At 64.8% G+C, this 14,602-nt stretch carries 13 protein-coding genes and 3 tRNA genes; 6 read left to right on the top strand and 10 right to left on the bottom strand.

Annotated features, from left to right (window positions below; genetic code table 11):
• Positions 1-34 precede the first annotated feature (34 nt).
• The 4 genes from BKM74_RS11415 to BKM74_RS11430 all read right to left on the bottom strand — a co-directional run bounded on the left by BKM74_RS11415 (position 35) and on the right by BKM74_RS11430 (position 3,277).
• Positions 35-661, bottom strand: coding sequence for a 50S ribosomal protein L25/general stress protein Ctc (locus BKM74_RS11415; protein WP_086465838.1), 627 nt, complete (start codon positions 659-661; stop codon positions 35-37).
• A gap of 229 nt (positions 662-890) precedes the next feature.
• Positions 891-1,823 carry a ribose-phosphate pyrophosphokinase gene (locus tag BKM74_RS11420; RefSeq protein ID WP_086465839.1) on the bottom strand — a complete coding sequence of 311 codons (933 nt, stop codon included), beginning with the start codon at positions 1,821-1,823 and terminating at the stop codon, positions 891-893.
• Positions 1,824-2,037: 214 nt separating this feature from the next.
• Entirely contained in the window at positions 2,038-2,919 is an 882-nt protein-coding gene (locus tag BKM74_RS11425; RefSeq protein WP_140056071.1) for a hypothetical protein, read from the bottom strand.
• A gap of 172 nt (positions 2,920-3,091) precedes the next feature.
• The gene (locus BKM74_RS11430; protein ID WP_086465841.1) at positions 3,092-3,277 is read right to left on the bottom strand and encodes a hypothetical protein; all 186 of its coding nucleotides are present in this window, start codon (positions 3,275-3,277) and stop codon (positions 3,092-3,094) included.
• Positions 3,278-3,460: 183 nt separating this feature from the next.
• On the opposite strand from BKM74_RS11430, the gene typA reads away from it, so the two are divergent.
• Positions 3,461-5,281, top strand: coding sequence for a translational GTPase TypA (gene typA / locus BKM74_RS11435; protein ID WP_086465842.1), 1,821 nt, complete (start codon positions 3,461-3,463; stop codon positions 5,279-5,281).
• A gap of 91 nt (positions 5,282-5,372) precedes the next feature.
• Here typA and BKM74_RS11440 read toward each other — a convergent pair whose 3' ends face one another.
• The gene (locus tag BKM74_RS11440) at positions 5,373-5,642 is read right to left on the bottom strand and encodes a hypothetical protein (RefSeq protein WP_086465843.1); all 270 of its coding nucleotides are present in this window, start codon (positions 5,640-5,642) and stop codon (positions 5,373-5,375) included.
• Positions 5,642-6,964, bottom strand: coding sequence for a solute carrier family 23 protein (locus BKM74_RS11445; protein WP_281251456.1), 1,323 nt, complete (start codon positions 6,962-6,964; stop codon positions 5,642-5,644). The genes BKM74_RS11440 and BKM74_RS11445 overlap by 1 nt, the downstream gene beginning before the upstream one ends.
• A 273-nt stretch (positions 6,965-7,237) precedes the next feature.
• Between BKM74_RS11445 and BKM74_RS11450 the strand changes: the two genes are divergently transcribed.
• Together BKM74_RS11450 and BKM74_RS11455 are read left to right on the top strand one after the other, a co-directional pair.
• Entirely contained in the window at positions 7,238-8,893 is a 1,656-nt protein-coding gene (locus BKM74_RS11450) for a Na/Pi cotransporter family protein (protein WP_086465844.1), read from the top strand.
• A 66-nt stretch (positions 8,894-8,959) separates the two neighbouring features.
• Complete coding sequence (locus BKM74_RS11455; protein ID WP_086465845.1) at positions 8,960-9,673, top strand: SDR family NAD(P)-dependent oxidoreductase; 714 nt, start codon at positions 8,960-8,962, stop codon at positions 9,671-9,673.
• A 7-nt stretch (positions 9,674-9,680) separates the two neighbouring features.
• Here the strand turns inward: BKM74_RS11455 and BKM74_RS11460 are convergent, their stop codons facing one another.
• A complete protein-coding gene (locus tag BKM74_RS11460) occupies positions 9,681-10,169 on the bottom strand; it encodes a thermonuclease family protein (protein WP_086465846.1) in 489 nt (162 codons plus the stop codon).
• A gap of 152 nt (positions 10,170-10,321) precedes the next feature.
• Here BKM74_RS11460 and BKM74_RS11465 point away from each other — a divergent pair, with 152 nt between their 5' ends.
• A complete protein-coding gene (locus tag BKM74_RS11465; protein WP_086465847.1) occupies positions 10,322-11,143 on the top strand; it encodes a DUF4886 domain-containing protein in 822 nt (273 codons plus the stop codon).
• Between the two features lie 29 nt (positions 11,144-11,172).
• Here BKM74_RS11465 and BKM74_RS11470 read toward each other — a convergent pair.
• The 3 genes from BKM74_RS11470 to rlmB form a co-directional block, all read right to left on the bottom strand.
• Positions 11,173-11,247: transfer RNA gene (locus BKM74_RS11470), tRNA-Thr, on the bottom strand.
• Between the two features lie 195 nt (positions 11,248-11,442).
• Positions 11,443-12,924 (bottom strand): hypothetical protein, encoded by a 1,482-nt coding sequence (locus tag BKM74_RS11475; RefSeq protein WP_086465848.1) that lies wholly within the window; start codon positions 12,922-12,924, stop codon positions 11,443-11,445.
• A gap of 131 nt (positions 12,925-13,055) precedes the next feature.
• A complete protein-coding gene (gene rlmB / locus BKM74_RS11480) occupies positions 13,056-13,814 on the bottom strand; it encodes a 23S rRNA (guanosine(2251)-2'-O)-methyltransferase RlmB (protein WP_245825914.1) in 759 nt (252 codons plus the stop codon).
• Between the two features lie 350 nt (positions 13,815-14,164).
• On the opposite strand from rlmB, the gene BKM74_RS11485 reads away from it, so the two are divergent.
• Together BKM74_RS11485 and BKM74_RS11490 are read left to right on the top strand one after the other, a co-directional pair.
• A tRNA-Tyr gene (locus BKM74_RS11485) sits at positions 14,165-14,250 on the top strand.
• Positions 14,251-14,378: 128 nt separating this feature from the next.
• Positions 14,379-14,452, top strand: a tRNA-Gly gene (locus BKM74_RS11490).
• The last annotated feature ends 150 nt before the right edge of the window (positions 14,453-14,602 follow it).

The raw sequence follows: 14,602 nt of genomic DNA on the forward strand, positions 1-14,602 counted from the left end.
TCCGGTCCCGGTTACCTGGTTGCGAAGAAGAGGATTACTCCTCCTCCTTCTCCTCGTCCGCGTCATCGCCGGCCGCATTGTCTTCGCTCTTCAGCGCGGACGGGGCGGCGATGGTGGCGATGGTGAAGTCGCGGTCGGTGATGGTCGGCACCACGCCGTCCGGCAGCGTCACGGCGCTGATGTGGATCGAATCGCCGACTTCGTAGCCGGTCAGATCGACCAGCAGCTCTTCCGGGATCGATTCCGGCGAGCAGTACAGCTCGACGCCATGGCGGACGATGTTCAGCACGCCGCCACGCTTCAGACCCGGCGACTTCTCTTCGTTGATGAAGTGGACCGGCACCTCGACCTCGACCTTCACGTTCTTCGAGACGCGCAGGAAGTCGACATGGATGGCGCGGTCGGTCACCGGATGCTGCTGCAGCTCGCGCGCCAGGACGCGATGCGCCTTGCCGTCGACGGTGACTTCATACAGGTGGGAGAAGAAACCCGGGCGGCGCAGCTCGCGCTCCAGTTCCTTCGAATTGAAATTGATCATCAGCGCAGGCTGATTATCACCATAGATCACAGCCGGCACATTGCCGTCACGACGGGCAGCGCGGGCGGCCCCCTTACCGGCCCGTTCGCGCAGCGTCGCGTTGATCTTCAACACGTCTGCCATATTGAAAACTCCTTACGAATGGCAAAGGGGCAGCGACCATCGCAGCCCCTCAGGCCGGCCTCCAAGGGTGCCGGCACGGCCCCACGCCGCCGAAAGACGGTTGGGAGGCCGGGTTATATACCGATTTGGCTGAATATGGCTAGGACCAATCAGCCCTGTCCGTTAGCCCTCACTCCCAGGCCGTCACCTCAAAGAGAAAGGGGGCGGGCATGAGACGGTCGCGCAGCCCTCAGTCGAACAGGCTGGAGACCGAGCGTTCGTCGCTGATGCGCTGCATCGCCTCGGCGATCAGCGGCGCGATGGTGATCTGGCGGATGTTGCGGGCAACCCTCATCGCCTCGGTCGCCATGATCGAATCGGTGGTGACCAGGCTGTTCAGCGCCGAGGAGGTGATGCGCGCGACCGCGCCGCCGGACAGCACACCGTGCGTCACATAGGCCTCGACCGACTGCGCGCCCTTTTCCATCAGCGCGACCGCGGCATTGCACAACGTGCCGCCGGAATCGACGATGTCATCGACCATGATGCAATGCCGGCCCTTCACCTCGCCGATGACATGCATCACTTCCGACACGCCGGCGCGCTCGCGCCGCTTGTCGATGATGGCAAGGTCGGCATTCAGCCGCTTGGCGATGGAGCGGGCGCGGACCACGCCGCCGACATCCGGCGACACGATGACCAGTTCCTCGCCGTTGAAGCGCTCCTGGATGTCCTTGGTGAACACCGGTGCGGCGAACAGATTGTCGGTCGGGATGTCGAAGAAGCCCTGAATCTGGCCGGCATGCAGATCCAGCGTCAGCACACGGTCGGCGCCGGCCACGGTGATGAGGTTCGCCACCAGCTTCGCCGAGATCGGCGTGCGCGAGCCGGACTTCCGGTCCTGCCGGGCATAGCCGTAATAGGGGACCACCGCCGTGACCCGCCGGGCGGAGGCACGCCGCAGGGCGTCCAGCGTCACCAGCAGTTCCATCAGATTGTCGTTGGCGGGATAGGAGGTCGACTGGATGACGAAAACATCCTCGCCACGCACATTCTCGTGAATCTCGACAAAGACCTCCATGTCGGAGAAACGCTTCACGCTGGCGTTGGTGAGGGGAGAGTTCAGGCAGGCACAAACCGCTTCCGCGAGGGGTCGGTTGCTGTTCCCCGTCAGCACTTTCATGGCAGATCGCTCTTTCCGTCGGGACAATCGCTGGAATTCCGGGCCGGCGTGGGTGCCCGTCATATGCTTGGATGTGTCAGGCGCTATGCTGCCCAGCGCACAGCCCCCAAAAGCGGGCGGACTTTATCAACCTGTCATTCGCCTGTAAACGAGTTTGCCCGATTTCATCCACAGGACCTGGCCTGGGATTGGCCCAGGGGTGGCAAAGCGCTGGTCAGCGGCGCGCGGCTTCCTGGACCAGCTGGACAATACCGTCGGCGGCGGCCTCCGCCACCAGATAGGCGACCTGCCCCCAATTGCCGTTCAGCGCGCCTTCCGGCACCGGGTTCGATTGTTCCACCGTACCGACCTCGCGCCCGTCCAGACGGATCACGCTCCAGCGCACGGTCACCTGTTCCTGCCGTTTGCCGGGGACCGGATCGATGGCGACACTGCCCAGCAGCACCAGCGCGTCCTCATCCATCGCCTCGGTCAGCCGGAGGCCGCGTTCCTTCAGGCTGGCGGCGACCATGCGCTTCAGGGCGACATTGCCGTCGCCCGGCGCGCCATCGACCGACCAGATATAGAGCCCGTCAACCACCGGCACCTGGCGGATCGGTTCGCCCTGGATCGTACGGACCAGCGCCGGGGCCGCCTCGGTGGCCATTCCGGCCAGGGTCTCCGGCGTGCCGCGCTCCCAATGCGGGCGATTCACCCACCACAGGCTTTCATGGCGCTGCATCTCGCGGCCGGCGGCATCGAACAGCGTCCAGGCCACGCGCACCCGGTCGCGGTTGTCGGTGCGCTCCTGCAGGTCGGCCTCGCCGCGTAGCACCAGGCTTGCCGGATTGCCGGTCGTGCTGGCCGGCAGGCCCTGATCGTTCAGCGCTTTGGCAATGGCGCGGGCCAGCGCCATGGCCGCTTCGGGGCCGGCTTCCGGCGCGGTGCCGGCGACCGGCAGCACCATGATTCCTTCGCCGCCCGGCAGGTCGAGCAGCGGGTTGGCCGCCATTCCCTTGTCGCCGGGCTGGAAAGGCTGTGGCAGTGGTTGGCAGGCCCCCAGCGCCAGGATCAGCAGCCCGGCGGACAGGAAATGCAGGATTCTAGAGAATGACACAGCTCACCATCAAGCCGAGCAGGCAGGCCAACATGAAGAGAATAAGGTGGGGCATGGCGGAAGCCGTCGCTCCGGGTCGGCGGAAAATGGGGACAAGGTCAGGCGAGCAAGCATATGGCGAAACCGGCAGGCGAAGTCCAGACCGGCAAAGCCTGCCCAGCCGAAACCGCGGCTAGCCGAACAGGCGGGGCTTCTTGTTCTTGCGCTCCAGCTCCTCGGCGGTGCCTTCCAGATTCTTGATCATGCGCTCGACTTCCGCCAGCTTCATCGGCGTCAGGCGCTGCGTCTTCACTGTGTAGCGCAGCCCGGCAACCCGTTCGCGCAGCCGCTTGGCACGCCATATTTCGCTGGAATTCATCACCGGCTTCTTTCTCTTTCGCTCGCGGCAGTATCGCCGCCGCATAGGTGACAAGCAATCGCCGTGCCTAAATTTAAGAGCATCGCCGCTTGTTCGCACTTGCGAAAGCGTTTATATAAGGCCGCGCGCGCGGCGTCGGATGCACCGACCCGGCGTTTTTCTTTTCCACAACGGTCGGTTTTCATGAAGTTGCGCAATATTGCGATCATCGCCCATGTCGATCACGGCAAGACCACGCTGGTGGACTGCCTGCTGAAGCAGTCGGGTGCCTTCCGCGAGAATCAGAAGGTTGCCGAGCGCGCCATGGATTCCAATGACATCGAGCGCGAACGCGGGATCACCATCCTGGCCAAGTGCACCTCGGTGGAGTGGAAGGACACCCGTATCAATATCATCGACACGCCGGGCCACGCCGATTTCGGCGGCGAGGTGGAGCGTATCATCTCCATGGTCGATGGCGTTCTGGTGCTGGTCGATGCCTCGGAAGGCCCGATGCCGCAGACCAAGTTCGTGCTTGCCAAGGCGCTGAAGCTGGGGCTGAAGCCGATCGTCGTCATCAACAAGGTCGATAAGCCCGATCAGCGCGCCTATGAAGTGCAGGACGAGATGTTCGACCTGTTCAGCATTCTCGACGCCAATGAGGACCAGCTCGATTTCCCGACCCTGTTCGCCTCGGCCAAGGCCGGCTGGGCGGCGGAGAATCCGGAAGGCCCGAAGGACAGCATGGCGCCGATCTTCGACAAGATTCTGGAGCATGTGCCGGAGCCGACGGTGGAGGAGGGCCCGTTCCGCGTCCTCGCCACCACGCTGGAGGCGAACCCGTTCCTTGGCCGCCTGCTGACCGGCCGCATCATTTCCGGTGTGGCGAAGGCGAACATGCCGGTGAAGGCGCTGGCGCGTGACGGTTCGGTCATTGAAATGGGCCGCATCACCAAGCTTCTGGCCTTCCGCGGGCTGGAGCGCCAGCCGGTTGAAGAGGCAATGGCCGGCGATATCGTGGCGCTGTCCGGCCTGCAGAAGGCGACCGTCGCCGACACCATCTGCGCGCCGGAAGTGATGGAGCCCATCCAGTCCCAGCCGATTGATCCGCCGACGCTGGCCATGACCTTCTCGGTGAATGATTCGCCGCTGGCAGGCCAGGAAGGCGACAAGGTCACCTCGCGCATGATCCGCGACCGGCTGATGCGGGAGGCGGAAGGCAACGTCGCCATCCACATCACAGAATCCGCGTCCAAGGACGCGTTCGAGGTGGCGGGCCGTGGCGAGTTGCAGCTTGCCGTGCTGATCGAGAACATGCGCCGCGAGGGTTTCGAGCTGTCGATCAGCCGGCCGCGCGTGCTGTTCAAGACCGATCCGGCCACCGGCCAGCGTCTGGAGCCGATCGAGGAAGTCGTCATCGACGTGGATGAGGAATTCTCCGGTTCGGTGGTCGACAAGCTGTCGCAGCGCAAGGCGGAACTGCAGGAAATGCGCCCGTCGGGCGGCGGCAAGCAGCGCCTGGTCTTTCAGTGCCCGTCGCGTGGTCTGATCGGTTATTTCGGCGAGTTCATGACCGACACGCGCGGCACCGGCATCATGAACCGGCTGTTCCATTCCTATGCGCCCTACAAGGGGCCCATCGCGGCCCGGCGCACCGGCACGCTGATCTCCATGGAGACCGGTACGGCGGTGGCCTATGCGCTGTGGAATCTGGAAGATCGCGGCCCGATGTTCATCGATCCGGGCGACAAGATCTATGTCGGCATGATCATCGGCGAGCACAGCCGGGGCAACGACCTCGACGTGAACCCGCTGAAGGGCAAGCAGCTGACCAACATGCGCGCCAGCGGCAAGGATGAGGCGGTAACGCTGACCACGCCGATCCGCATGACGCTGGAAAAGGCACTGGCCTATGTTTCCGACGATGAGCTGGTCGAGGTGACGCCGGAATCGATCCGGCTGCGCAAGCGCTATCTCGATATCCACGAGCGCAAGCGCCACGCCAAGATGGCCGTGGACGCCTGAGCGCGTCAGGATAGGCTGAATAAGAAAACCCCCGGCCGAGGCCGGGGGTTTTTTGTTTCGTGGCGGTCGGCGCGGACCTCTCCAGGCCTCGCTACTCCCGCTTGCCGCCGGTGGCCTGCAGCGCGACGCTGTCGCCGGTGATGACGAAGAGCACGCTGCCGTCCTTGGCCTTGTAGATCCATTGCTCGACCGGGCCGAGTTTCGAGATTTCGTCCGGCCGGCCGAGCTTCGATTCGAGTTCGGCCTTGGTCGAGATGTTCTCCGCCTTCTTCAGGATGTCGGCCTTGCTGGGGTCGCCACAGGCGGCCAGCAGAAGGCCGAGGCCCAGCGCCGCCGCTGTCAGTCCGAAGCGTTTCATCATCACTCCCCCTTGCCATTATTGTAGGGCAGCACGGCGTTCAGGATGACGCCGACAATGGCCGCCAGCGCGGTGCCGGAAAGCTGCGCGATGGTGCCAACATGCACCACCGCCCCGCCAATGCCCAGCACCAGGATGATCGAGACGATGAACAGGTTGCGCTTGTCGCCCAGATCGACCTTGCCCTCGATCAGGGTGCGCAGGCCGGATGCCGCGATGACGCCGAACAGCGCGATGGCCACGCCGCCGATCACCGGCACCGGGATCGATTGCAGCGCCACCCGGAAATCGCCGAGGAAGCCCAGCAGCACGGCGATCACCGCAGCACCGCCGATGACATAGACGGAAAACACCCGGGTGATCGCCAGCACGCCGACATTCTCGCCATAGGTGGTGTTCGGCGGCCCGCCCAGAATGGCGGCCAGCATGGTGGCGAGGCCGTCGCCGGCGAGCGAGCGGTGCAGGCCCGGATCTTCCAGCGTGTTGCGGCCGATGATGCGGCTGATGACGATCTGGTCGCCGATATGTTCGGCGATGGTGACGATGGCGACCGGCACCAGCAGCAGCACGATGGTGGCGACATGCTGCCAGGGCAGGTCATAGGTCACGAAAGGCACGGCGAAGGCGGGGAATTCCAGGAAGCTGGCGGCGGCCAGCTTCGCCTCCATGCCGGTATCGCCCGCCCAGGGCACCAGCCCGGTGAAGGCGGCGATGACATAGCCGCCCAGGATCGCCAGCAGGATTGGCACCACCGCGAAGATGCCGCGCATCACGACGGAGAAGGCGAGTGCCAGCACCAGCGTCGCGGCGGCGACCAGGAAATGCGTGCCGCTGTAGGAGCCGGTTCCCGGATCGTTCGAGGCCATGCTGACCGCGACCGGGGCGAGGCCGAGGCCGATCACCACGATCACCGGGCCGGTGACGACCGGCGGCAGCAGACGCAGCAGCCAGCCGACGCCGAAGCCCTTGATGCACAGCGCCACCACCAGATAGACCGCACCCGCCAGGAACGCGCCCAGCATGGCGCCGGTCGGCCCCAGCGGCTGGCCATCGGGTCCGGGCAGGGCGGCGGCGGCCAGGATCGGCGCGATGAAGGCGAAGGAGGAACCGAGATAGGCCGGGATGCGGCCCTTGGTGATGGCCAGGAACAGCAGCGTGCCGAGGCCGCTGGTAACCAGCGCCACGGACGGGTTCAGCCCGGTCAGCAGCGGGACCAGCACGGTGGCGCCGAACATGGCGAACAGATGCTGCAGGCTGAGCAGCCCCCAGAGCATGGCGCCCGGCTTTTCATGCACGTCGAGGATGGTGGCGTTGCTGTCGCTCATGATCGGCCTTTCGAAAGCCAGGAGTATGGAGGATCGCTCTCGCCATACGGCATCCGGGCGCGGTAGGCAAGTATTGTGGTCTGCATCCTTTCGCGACCCTATTCGTTGATAGGGGCAGCAGGTTTATGCCGCCTCGGCTCTTTTGTTTCCGAAATGTTACATTTTCTTTACAAGATTTGCCGGAAGGGCGTATGAGGAATCGCGAGCCGCCAAACGGGAAACTGGCGAACGGGATTCGGATGGCTCTCCCTCCGCTTACGAGTAATTCAAGCCATGTCGGCGACACAGGTCATCATCACGCTTCTCGGATTCGTCGCGCTGCTGCTGTGGGGCATCCACATGGTGCAGAGCGGGATCCTGCGCGCCTATGGCTCCAGTCTCAGGCGCAGCCTGAACCGCGGGCTGGAAAACCGCTTCAAGGCGTTCGCGGCGGGCTTCGCGGTGACCGCCATCCTGCAGAGCAGCACCGCGACCGGGATGATGGCGTCCTCCTTCGCAGCGGGCCGGCTGGTCGATCTGGTGCCGGCGCTGGCGATCATGCTGGGGGCCAATGTCGGCACCACGGTGATCGTGCAGATCCTGTCCTTCGATATCGGGCTGCTGACGCCGATCCTGATTCTGGCGGGCGTCATCGCCTTCAAGCGCGGCGGGCAGACGCGCACGCGAGACCTGGGCCGCGTCGCCATCGGCCTCGGCCTCGTGCTGCTGTCGCTGCATCTGCTGACCGAAACGGTGATGCCGCACGACATGTCGCCTCAGATGCAGGAGGTGCTGCACCTGCTGACCAGCGATCCGGTCATCACCCTGCTGCTGGCGGCAATCTTCACCTGGGCCGCGCATGCCAGCGTGGCCGCCGTGCTGCTGGTCATGTCGCTGGCGGCGGCCGGCTGGATCACGCCGGTGGCGGCGCTCGCCATGGTGCTCGGCGCCAATCTCGGTAGCGCCTTGAATCCCGTGCTGCAGGCGCTGGGCGGCGACCGGGAGAAGCTGCGCGTGCCGGTCGGCAATCTGCTGAACCGCCTTGTCGGCTGCGCCATCGCCCTGCCGTTGCTGCCTTATGCCGTTGACTGGCTGGAAATCCTGAATGGTGGCCCGGCGCGGCTGGCCGCCAATTTCCACACCGCCTTCAACCTGGCGTTGGCGGCGCTGTTCATCCTGCCATTGCCCCTGCTGGCGATGCTGATGAAGAAGCTGTTCCCGGCGACGGAACGCTCACTCGATCCGGGGGCGCCGCTGCATCTGGACCGTGAGGCCATCGAGAATCCGAGCGTGGCGCTGACCAATGCGGCGCGCGAGGCGCTGCGCATGGCGGATGCGGCCGAACAGATGCTGCGCGGCTCGCAGACCGTGTTCGAAATGGGCGACCGCAAGCTGGTCTCCGAGATCAGCCGGATGGACGACACGCTGGACAAGCTGCATGGCGCGATCAAGCGTTACCTCACCGACATCAGCCGCGAGCAACTGGACGAGGAGCAGAGCCAGCGCCTGTCCGAAATCCTCGCCTTCACCATCAATCTCGAACATATCGGCGACATCGTCGATCGCAACCTGATGGATCTGGCGTCGAAGAAGATCAAGCGGCAGCTCAGCTTCTCCGAGGAGGGGCTTGGCGAAATCCGCCAGATGCATGCCAGGCTGCTGGAGCATCTGAAACTGTCGATCTCGGTGTTTATGGCTGGCGATCTGCGCTCGGCCCGGCAATTGGTGGCCGAGAAGGAGCAGTTCCGCGATCTGGAGAAGCTGGCAACCGAGCGGCATTTCGAGCGGCTGCGCGAGGGTCGGTCGGAAAGCATCGAGACGACCGAGCTGCATCTCGACATTGTGCGCGACCTGAAGCGCATCGAATCGCATATCGCCGCCACCGCCTATCCGCTGCTGGAGCAGCTGGGTGTGCTGCGTCGCAGCCGGCTGACGGAAGCGAAGGGCTGAACCGGCTGACAGCGACCGGCGGATCGTCCTAAACTCGCCTGAGAAGCTTCAGGGAGAGGGACCATCATGGCGGATCGGGAAGTCGCGATAATCGTCGGTGTCGGCGGCGGGTTGAGTGCCGCCTTGGCGCGGCTGTGTGCTGCTGAAGGCATGGCAGTGGCGCTGGCCGCGCGCAACACCGACAAGCTGGCCGGGCTGGTGCGCGAGACTGGCGCCATGGCCGTGGCCTGCGATGCCAGCCAGCCGGGCGATGTCGAGCGGCTGTTCGCCACCGTGGCGGATACGCTGGGCGCGCCCTCGCTGGTGGTGTTCAACGCCAGCCGCCGGGTGCGCGGCCCGATTCAGGATCTCGACTCCGGCGAAGTCCGGGAGTCGCTGCTGACAACCGGCTATGCGGGTTTCCTGGTGGGGCAGGCGGCGGCGCGCGCCATGCTGCCAGCGGGGGCATCTTCGGGCAGTGGCAGCATCTTCTTTACCGGTGCCTCGGCCAGCGTGAAGGGCTATCCGCAATCGGCGCCCTTCGCGATGGGCAAGTTCGCGCTGCGCGGGCTGGCACAGAGCATGGCGCGGGAACTGGCGCCGAAGAACATCCATGTCGCGCATTTCGTCATCGATGGCGGCATCCGCCAGGGCGGGGACGATCCGCGCGGCCCGCAGCGCGGCGTGGACGGGCTGCTGGAACCGGATGCCATTGCGCGCAGCTACCTCGACATGCACCGCCAGCATCGCAGCGCCTGGAGCTGGGAGATCGAACTACGGCCCTGGATCGAGAGTTTCTGACGGCGCCTCAGTCGCACCAGCTCTTGCGGGTGTCGCCGGCATAGGGCCGGGCATGGCCCTCGCCGGCCATCGCCGCTGCCATGTCCTGCCCGTCCGCCACCACGCGGGCCAGGACCCGGCCGCCATATTTATCCAGTTCGATATCATGCAGTTCGATGCGACTGGCCTGCGACAGCAAACTGTTCAGTCGGTCGCGGGCGGCCTGCGCCGCCTGTTTTTCCGCCTCGCAGCGGCCGCGCAGTTCCGGCGCGTCGATACCGGCCAGCCTTACGCTGGTCTCGACCGACTGGCGCGGCCAGATCCAGGCGCGGACAGTGATGGTGTCGCCATCGTAATTGCCGATGAAACTGGCCTCGACCGGTCCGGCGATGGCGGCAGGCGCCCGGACACCTGGATCGCGTGCGGCAAGGTCGCTGGCACCGACGGCAGGGGCGAACAGAGAGGCGCACAGCAGGGACAGCGCGGCGAAGGCAAGGGTGAGGCGTATCGTATGCATGATACGCGCTTAGGTAGATTTGTTTCCAGTTATTTGCAACCAACAAATGGTTGTGGGGCTCAGGCCGGATCGCCCACACGATCCGATTGCCGGGTATCGCGGGCGCGCCATATGATGGCGCATTAAAAAACAAAACCCGAGGAAACCCCATCATGTCCATTACCCTGAAGAAGCTGCGACGGCTGACACAGGCCACAGCGCTTACGTTCACGCTCGCCCTGGCCGTCACCGGTGCTGCCTTTGCCGCCTCTGCGCCGGCGGTGAAGGGGCCGCAGGTCGAGGCGCCGAAGCGTGTGCTGCTGGTCGGCAACAGCTACCTTTACTACAATGACAGCCTGCATAATCACCTGCGCCGCATGGTGGCGGCGGGCGATGCCGAGCTTGGCAAGGCGTTGCAGTACAAGTCGGCGACCATCGGCGGCGCCACCCTGGCGCACCACAATGTTGATTGGCTGACCGGGCCGGGGCAGATTGGCGTTAAGGAGCCGTTCGAGCTGGTGATCCTGCAGGGCCACAGCGCAGCCGCCCTGTCGGACAAGCGGCAGGCGGCTTTCAAGGAAGCCGCAGCGGCGCATGCGAAGATCATCGCGGAGCGCGGCGGCAAGGTCGCCCTCTACATGACGCATGCCTATGTCGCCCCGCACAAGCTGGCGAAGCCGGAGAATATCGGGCAGATCGACGATTTCTACGTCGCGACCGGCAACGAGCTGGGGGCGCTGGTCATCCCGGTAGGCCTTGCCTTCGATGAAGCCTACAAGCGCGATCCGCAGGTCAAGCTGCACAATGCGCAGGATCACAGCCACCCGTCACTGCTCGGCAGCTACCTCGCCGCCGCCACGGTCTATGCGACGATCTACGGCAAGTCGCCGGTCGGCAATGGCTATGACGCCTATGGTCAGATCGACGCCAAGACGGCGGCGTTCCTGCAGCAGGTGGCACAGGATACGGTGAGCGGCTTCTTCGCCCGGAAGTAGGGGGCCGCAAATCAGAAGGTCGGGGAGGATGGTGCCGGCTGAGGGATTTGAACCCCCGACCTTCGGTTTACAAAACCGCTGCACTACCACTGTGCTAAGCCGGCATCCTTCCGCGCCGCGACCATAGCCAGACTGGCCGTGCGCTTCAAGCCATAGAGCCGGATCGTTTCGGGTTTAATCAGAAATCTGATGCAACCCGAAACGTGAATCCGTCTCTCATCTGTAAAACAGAGGGCGATTCACGCTTTAATTGGATCACTCAGGTGATCGCATTCAAAGCGATCGCACTCTGGTGAATATCAGTCGTTGGCCAGCCCGGCCTCGATGAGCCGGTCATGCAGTTCCGTCAGCCGCGTCTTGCGGTCGGCGTCGCTGGCCGCGCCGGCCATGACGCTGGTCAGGAAATCCGGCTGCTTCACATAGCGTTGCGCCAGCTCGCGCACGCGGCGCAGGTTGGCGCCCTTGATGAGCGTATCGTTGCAGCACAGATCGATCAGCGGCAGCGCCTTGTCCGCCGTGGTCTTGCCGCGCTTGGTGATGCGGTCGAGGATGGCGCTTTCGTCCAGCAGAGTGTTCTGCACCTCCTCCATGCGCAGCTGCAGCTTGCCGCGGAACACGGAGGGCAGGGGCGCGCCCATCAGTATCTGGTGTAGCTCGGTGATGCCGCGCAGCCGCTCCGGTACGGAGGCGGATTTCGGCGCCACGTCAGAGGCGACCGTGCGCTCCTGCAGCAGATAATCGATATATTTCTTCATGAACTCGTAGTTCTGCGGGCCGATCATCTTGCGATAGAGATCGAGGCAGCGCTGCAGCCGCTCGGCCAGGCGTGGCGCGCCGACCATGAGGTCGTGGATATGCTGGTCGTTGATGAGGCGCGACAACCGGCGGGCCAGCGCCGCTTCCGTGGCTTCGCCGCCGAGAAACTGCCCGCTCCTGAGACGCAGCCGTTGGGCGATATCGAGGGTCGCCTGCAATTCGGCCGAGGTCGGGCCATCGGTCATCGGGTAGGTGCCGGTCACCGCCGCCAGCATCTGCGACTGCAGGGCCGCCTGAATATTGGGCTGCACCTGGCGCGCCTGCACGGCCATCAGGCGCTGTGCCAGCGGCGGGTCGGCCGGTATGGCGGCGGGGTCGTCGGTCTTGCCGGTGGCCAGCTTGTTCAGGATGGCGATCCGCTCGCCAGCCGATTTTCCCTGCTTGCCGATGATCTCGTCGAGACCGGCCTGCAGGCGGATGATTTCGGACAGCGCATTATCAATCGGGGCGCAGTCGGCGGGCGGCATTCCGGCGTCCAGCATATCCAGCAGCAGCTTGGCCTTGTCAGCCCAGCCCTTTTCGTTCAGCAGTGCCTTGGCAAGCATCAGGCTGAGCCGGAACAAGCGGGCGCTCTCCTCGGCCGGAAGGGAAGCGAGCTGTTCCGTCAGCCGTTTTGGCTCCAGCGGCTCGACCGGCGACGCGGAGACAGCCTCCAGGGTGCGGTTGCGCACCCCGTCGCAGAGCGCGAAGATCTCCTTGATGCGGCCGGCGACATCGCGGTTCTTGGTGCCCGATACCTGGGCGATCGCCACCTTCTGCACCGCGCCGGAATAGGCGGTGCCGGCATTCTCCAGCTTCTTCTGCAAATCCTCGTTGAACAGCAGTTCGGTCGGGGTCGCGCGCATGGCGTCCAGAAAGCTGCGGCAATGCCGCGAAATCAATTCGCGCGCGCCGACAGTATAAAGATCGTCCGGCGCCTTGCAGAGCGCCGCTTTCGCCAGTTGCTCTTCTGTCTGGGGCAGCATGCAGGATCGTCGCTTTTCAACAAACTGTTCCGGGATGGAGCTGTACGCCGTGTATAGGCGTATTCGGTTCCGCTTAGGAAGCCCAAATCTGACGAAAATGTCCAGAGAACAGGTCTGATTAGTATGGTATTTTAGGCTGTTTTAATTAAACGGCGCGCCATGTCGTAGAGGGCGATGGCGGCGGCGTTGGACACATTCAGGCTGGCGACGGGCCCTTGTGTCGGCAGTTTCGCCATCATGTCGCAACGCTCCCGCGTCAGCCGGCGCAGCCCCGGACCTTCAGCGCCCATCACCAGCGCCACCCGCTCGCCCGGCTCGATGGCCTGCAGGCCGTGCTCCGCTTCCGAATCGAAGCCGAGGCAGAACAGCCCGGCCTCGCGCAACCGGTCCAGCGCCCGCGCCAGATTGGTGACGCGTACAATCGGCACAAGCTCGATACCGCCGGAGGCCGCCTTCGCCAGGGTGCCGGTCACCGGCGGGCTATGCCGCTCCTGCACGATCAGCGCGGCAGCGCCGAAGGCGGCGGCAGAGCGCAGGATGGCGCCGACATTGTGCGGGTCGGTCACCTGATCCAGCACGACGAGCAGCAACGGGGCCGTGGCGGGCACGGATTCCAGCACATCCTCAAGGTCGGGTTCGTCCAGCGGGTCTGTTTCCAGCACCACCCCCTGATGCACCGCGTCAGGCAGCAGCGTGTCCAGCGCCTGGCGGTCCAGAATTTCGACCGGCAATGTCGCGGGCAGGATATCGGCGACGGTCTCGTGGCCCTGCGCCGTCGCCAGCAGCCGCCGGCAGCGCCGCGCCGGATTGGCGAGGGCGGCGCGTACCGCATGCACGCCCCACAGGAAGCGCGTCGGGTCGCCGCCGCCGCGCCTCGATCCGCCCTGCATCCTACCTTGGGGCCCCCTGCCTTGGGGCGCCTTGCCTTGCGGTGCATGCCGGGGCGCCGGCTTGTCACGGCCGGATTTCGCCTGGGGCCGGGCCTGAGGCTGGGTCGGGGGCTGAGAAGGACGCTTGTGCTTCATCGCCCTTTAATAGAAGCGCTGGCCGCGTGGAGCAAGCGTGCAGCCGACGTGCAACCGATGTGCAACCGATGTGCAATCGATTCGTGGGGGGCGGGTGGCGTTTTCGTCCGATCGGCGGCGTTTTCACATTGACAAGCCAGTCTGTTTCTCCATATTTCGCACTCCCGCAGCGCCGGGGCCGGTGCAGCGTGACAAACGCTGCTCCGAAGCGGACCGGAGGGGTGGCCGAGTGGTTAAAGGCAGCAGACTGTAAATCTGCCCGCGTACGCGTACGCAGGTTCGAATCCTGCCCCCTCCACCACGTTCCTGGGCGATGCGTTCCCCGGCGACGAGAGTCGTCCGGGGTGTTTGGTCTTCGCGTTATGGGGGGCCGGGCGGGGCGAGCATGTCTCGTATCGCCGGGTGCCGTCGGCGGGTGAAGATCTTCGGGCGGGTGTAGCTCAATGGTAGAGCCCCAGCCTTCCAAGCTGGTTGTGGGGGTTCGATTCCCCTCACCCGCTCCAGTTCCGCGTCCGGCGGCCAGCCTGTTGTTGGTTGAGCCCGGTGGTTTGGTTGAACTTTGAGACAGGAAGCGTGCCACGATGGCTAAAGCGAAGTTTGAACGGAACAAGCCGCACTGCAACATTGGGACGATTGGCCATGTTGACCATGGC

The organism is Oceanibaculum nanhaiense (genome assembly GCF_002148795.1).
Taxonomy (GTDB): domain Bacteria; phylum Pseudomonadota; class Alphaproteobacteria; order Oceanibaculales; family Oceanibaculaceae; genus Oceanibaculum; species Oceanibaculum nanhaiense.

Coding starts and splice junctions, on each gene's coding strand:
- BKM74_RS11450 (WP_086465844.1), top strand. CDS start 7,238: ATGTCGGCGACACAGGTCATCATCACGCTTCTCGGATTCGTCGCGCTG.
- BKM74_RS11465 (WP_086465847.1), top strand. CDS start 10,322: ATGTCCATTACCCTGAAGAAGCTGCGACGGCTGACACAGGCCACAGCG.
- BKM74_RS11415 (WP_086465838.1), bottom strand. CDS start 661: ATGGCAGACGTGTTGAAGATCAACGCGACGCTGCGCGAACGGGCCGGT.
- rlmB (WP_245825914.1), bottom strand. CDS start 13,814: ATGCAGGGCGGATCGAGGCGCGGCGGCGGCGACCCGACGCGCTTCCTG.
- BKM74_RS11455 (WP_086465845.1), top strand. CDS start 8,960: ATGGCGGATCGGGAAGTCGCGATAATCGTCGGTGTCGGCGGCGGGTTG.
- BKM74_RS11420 (WP_086465839.1), bottom strand. CDS start 1,823: ATGAAAGTGCTGACGGGGAACAGCAACCGACCCCTCGCGGAAGCGGTT.
- typA (WP_086465842.1), top strand. CDS start 3,461: ATGAAGTTGCGCAATATTGCGATCATCGCCCATGTCGATCACGGCAAG.
- BKM74_RS11460 (WP_086465846.1), bottom strand. CDS start 10,169: ATGCATACGATACGCCTCACCCTTGCCTTCGCCGCGCTGTCCCTGCTG.
- BKM74_RS11445 (WP_281251456.1), bottom strand. CDS start 6,964: ATGAGCGACAGCAACGCCACCATCCTCGACGTGCATGAAAAGCCGGGC.
- BKM74_RS11475 (WP_086465848.1), bottom strand. CDS start 12,924: ATGCTGCCCCAGACAGAAGAGCAACTGGCGAAAGCGGCGCTCTGCAAG.
- BKM74_RS11430 (WP_086465841.1), bottom strand. CDS start 3,277: ATGAATTCCAGCGAAATATGGCGTGCCAAGCGGCTGCGCGAACGGGTT.
- BKM74_RS11440 (WP_086465843.1), bottom strand. CDS start 5,642: ATGATGAAACGCTTCGGACTGACAGCGGCGGCGCTGGGCCTCGGCCTT.